General features: G+C 59.0%; 2 protein-coding genes. One reads left to right on the top strand and one right to left on the bottom strand.

The genetic code is table 11. The features are described 5' to 3' along the window. A partial coding sequence (locus C8D87_RS44960; RefSeq protein WP_233442594.1) for a glucosaminidase domain-containing protein occupies positions 1–591 on the bottom strand: 591 nt, incomplete at its 3' end. A gap of 261 nt (positions 592–852) precedes the next feature. Here C8D87_RS44960 and C8D87_RS45545 point away from each other — a divergent pair. After that, positions 853–1,341: NlpC/P60 family protein (locus C8D87_RS45545; RefSeq protein ID WP_215732678.1), on the top strand; the 489-nt coding region annotated here is incomplete at its 3' end.

Here is a 1,341-nt window from a genome sequence, read left to right as displayed (position 1 = left end):
TGACTGAGTGCTCCTCGTGAAGGTGTCGAAGCGGTACAGGTTGTACGCCTGCATCAGGTTGATGATTTTGTTGGCGTAGTTCGGATCAGTTGCGTACTTCTTGGCGACTTCGCGGATGAACGCGTCGGGCTGGTGTCTGTAGGGCAGCGCCCCCGTGTAGTGGGAGCTGGTGGTCAGCAGTCGGCCATAGTCGCGGAACGAGTCCTCCATCGACCGGTACACGCGGAAGTACGCGGTGGTGATGTGGCAGGTCGGCGTGCACTCTTCGGTCTGGTACTCACGACAGCTGACGGCGATCGGACCAGGGTCGCCGGGACTCACGCACTTGTAACCGAAGTAGTTCTTGTCGTTGGCGGACAGCTTGCTGCCGCCCCACGCCGACTCGTGAGCGGCCTGCGCAACGGTCACCGACGCAGGGATGTCGTAAGTGTCGCGCACGCGCTGTGCGGCCGGACCTGCCACCGCGATGAAATCGTCCTGGACACCAGCGGCTTCGAATGCCGCCCGATCCCGTTCCGTGGACAGCACATCAGCTGGTGCGGCGAGCACGGTCGTCGCCACCGACAGCGTTGAAAGCAGTGCAGTGAACACTGCGATGCCGATCCTTCGAATACTGTTCATGAGACGCGAGCTTCAAGGTGACGCCTATGTGTTCACAGTAAATCCCGTTACTGTGAACTTACAGAGGGCTTACAGGTCGACCTCGCAGTGTTCTGTGACATGAACATTCAGAGGGGTACCGCCAAGGGGCTGAGACGCGTTGGGCTTCTGGCTGTGATGGTGACGTCCGCGTTCACGATGCTGGCGCCTGTGACGCATGCCGCACCAGAACATGGGGGCCAAGGACAAGGCATGAGCATGGCTGAGGCGCAAGAAGTGTCAGCCTCGGCTGCGTCCGTAACCCGGTCCGAAGTCATCGCCAGGGCAAGTAAGTGGTTGAACCCGCCAGTGCCGTACAGCATGTATGCGCCATATAAGGACGGATACCGCCGCGATTGCTCTGGTTACGTCACGATGGCGTGGAACATTGAGCCTGATATGTATGGAGGGCTCAACACCGTGACACTGCCAGGTGTGTCGCATCCGATCACCAAGGATGAGTTGAAGACTGCCGACATCATGTTGAACGGCGGCCCCGGAAGCGAGAACGAGAACGGCCATGTGCTTATCTTCGACAAATGGGCGGACGCATCACGCACCAGCTACTGGGCTTACGAGCAGGCACCACCACAAACGGTCTACCGAAAGGTGCCGTATCCCTACTTCAACAACAACAGCAGTTTCAAGCCATACCGTTACAACAAGATTGTCGATGACACGCCCTCGAGGGGCAGTCAGCCG

Origin of the sequence: Lentzea atacamensis (genome assembly GCF_003269295.1) — a bacterium.
GTDB lineage: Bacteria > Actinomycetota > Actinomycetes > Mycobacteriales > Pseudonocardiaceae > Lentzea > Lentzea atacamensis.
The sequence above is the reverse complement of the archived record's forward strand: the minus strand, read 5'-3'. Positions and strand labels throughout refer to the sequence as shown.